Origin of the sequence: Crocosphaera chwakensis CCY0110 (assembly GCF_000169335.1) — a bacterium.
GTDB lineage: Bacteria > Cyanobacteriota > Cyanobacteriia > Cyanobacteriales > Microcystaceae > Crocosphaera > Crocosphaera chwakensis.
The window spans coordinates 1-2,277 of the sequence record NZ_AAXW01000133.1 but is presented as its reverse complement, the minus strand read 5'-3'; the positions used below and the strand labels follow the sequence as shown (position 1 = coordinate 2,277).

2 protein-coding genes and 1 pseudogene are annotated in these 2,277 nt (G+C 31.5%); 2 read left to right on the top strand and 1 reads right to left on the bottom strand.

Going from position 1 to position 2,277, the window contains the following annotated elements:
* Nucleotides 1–335 (bottom strand): annotated as a pseudogene (locus CY0110_RS27535) (hypothetical protein); the annotation flags it as partial.
* Between the two features lie 176 nt (nucleotides 336–511).
* Here CY0110_RS27535 and galT point away from each other — a divergent pair.
* Both galT and CY0110_RS27525 read left to right on the top strand, forming a co-directional pair.
* A complete protein-coding gene (gene galT, locus CY0110_RS27530; RefSeq protein ID WP_008278953.1) occupies nucleotides 512–1,510 on the top strand; it encodes a galactose-1-phosphate uridylyltransferase in 999 nt (332 codons plus the stop codon).
* A gap of 188 nt (nucleotides 1,511–1,698) precedes the next feature.
* Entirely contained in the window at nucleotides 1,699–2,058 is a 360-nt protein-coding gene (locus CY0110_RS27525) for a hypothetical protein (RefSeq protein ID WP_008278952.1), read from the top strand.
* The last annotated feature ends 219 nt before the right edge of the window (nucleotides 2,059–2,277 follow it).

Sequence of the window (2,277 nt, the reverse complement as noted above, 5' to 3'; positions counted from 1 at the left end):
TTGATCACAGATTCTTTATATTTAATTAATCTTTCTTTATCCCCAGGAACCGCAATTAATTGGTTATGTAATTCAGGGTATTGAATTGATTGACCCTGATAAGTACAGGTACGCCAAATAATTCCAGAAACTCGGTTTTGTATTTGATACTTATGAATTTGACGACGAAAATCTTGATAAGCAAATACTTGATTCATTTTATCGGTATTTAATGCTTTGGCAATTACTGGATTATTAATGCGATCGTCACAAGATAAAATAACCCTTTCTCCTCTCCAGGTTGCCTTTAATTCTTGATCCAGAATACTAATAAGTTGTTGTGTTGTATAAATCATGGCCAAATCAGCAATATGGTTTTGATGCTTGTTTCCTTATCCTGTCCCTAGTGTATATAGAAATTTAAAAACTGTTCATATTTTTAAGAAATGAATCATAACTAACAGTTCCTTGAGGAATCATCCCCTATGATGGTGTAAATAGCTACAGATTATTATTCTTATGTTAATAATTTATGGAAACTGGACAAATTCGCCTCAACAAAGTAACAGGAGAATGGGTTATTTATGCGCCGAGTCGTCGCAAAAGACCTCAAGATTTTCAACAAAATAGTCAAGATAGTATTGCTTTTAAGCAGTCTCAAAACCATTGTCCTTTTTGTTCAGATAATGAAAATAAATCTGAGCAGGTTCTCTTAGAAATTAAAAATAATCAACAAGATCATTGGCAAACCAAGGTAGTAGCAAATAAATTTCCTGCTTTAAATTTTCATGAAAATTCTAAACGGAGTCTTGAGGGAATTTATATGACAATGTCAGGGTATGGTCATCATGAAGTTGTTATCGAAAGTCCTGACCATCAAAAAACTATTGCTACTCTCTCAATTTCAGAAATCATAGTCATTATTGAAACCTATCAAAAACGATATTTAAAATTAATGGAAGATAAGGAAATAATGATGGTTATTATCTTTCGTAATCATGGAAAAGGTGCAGGGGCATCTTTAAGACATCCTCACTCTCAAATTATTGCTAGTAGCATTGTTCCTAGTCACCGTCGCCTTCAAGAAGCAGAAGCACAACGTTACTTTGATCATTGGGCTAGATGTGTCTATTGTGATATCTTAAATTTTGAAATAAATGAAAAAAGCAGAGTGATTGTAGAAAATAAATTATTTGTTTCTTTTGTTCCCTTTGCTGCTGAATTTCCTTGTGAAATTTGGATTATGCCTAAACAGCATCAAGCAGATTTTGGTAGTATTACCTCAGAAGAAATAACGGCTTTTGCTACAATTTTAAAAGATAGCTTAAGCCGTTTATATAATAAGTTAAATAACCCGGACTACAATTATGTGATTAATACAGCAGCCCGTTATAAAGCAGAAGAACCTCAGTTACATTGGTATTGTCAAATTAGACCCCGTCTAACAACACCAGCAGGGTTTGAATTAGGTTCAGGAATAAGTATTAATCCTTCTATTCCTGAAGTGGATGCAGCATTTTTACGGGACTAAATTTAGCTTCTCATTTAATATTCAAAAAAATCATTGAAAAATTATTATTGTGATCATTGAAAAGGTTAGAAGTGAAAAGCTTAAGAAAGTGTTTGAAAGTATTTTTAACCATAAAATAACTAAAAATGTGATACAATGATGATGGTTTCATTAAAATAGTTTACTGAATTATCTATAAGGTTAAATTAATGTTTGATCCTATCTCTATTGGAGAATTTTCTCGGAATAATTGTGTTAGTATCTGCGCGTTTTTAATTCCTGCAAATTTATTAGGTACGTTACTTACTTTGATTTTTTTAGTTATTAAGCCTTCCTCTGTTAAGTTACTAACTTCTGTTACTGTCGCTACACTCTTAGGAATTATTTTGTGTCTTCATGTTGCTACTTGGTGGATAATAGGAGTGATTCAAGTACCCACCTTTATTTTATTAAGTTTAGCAACAGTTTGTATTAGTTTAAATCTTTGGGCGATCACTGAATCTAAAAAAGAAGAACCTTGGTTATCCAAAATAGTAAAACATACCATCAAAGTTAGATTTTCCTCATAAAAATAAGGTAATATATTAGGATAATTACTTTTTCTAACATATTTAGCTGTAAAATATGTTAACTTTATCTAAGTTAAAATTAAAATATGGCTCAAACTCGTTTTCAATTTAATCGTAAACTGGTTCGTCACTTTATTGAAACAGCACAACCCTATTTTTTCCCTACAGAGTCAAGGAATACAACTGAGTCTGGAAGAGTTAGGTATATCACTAAAAATA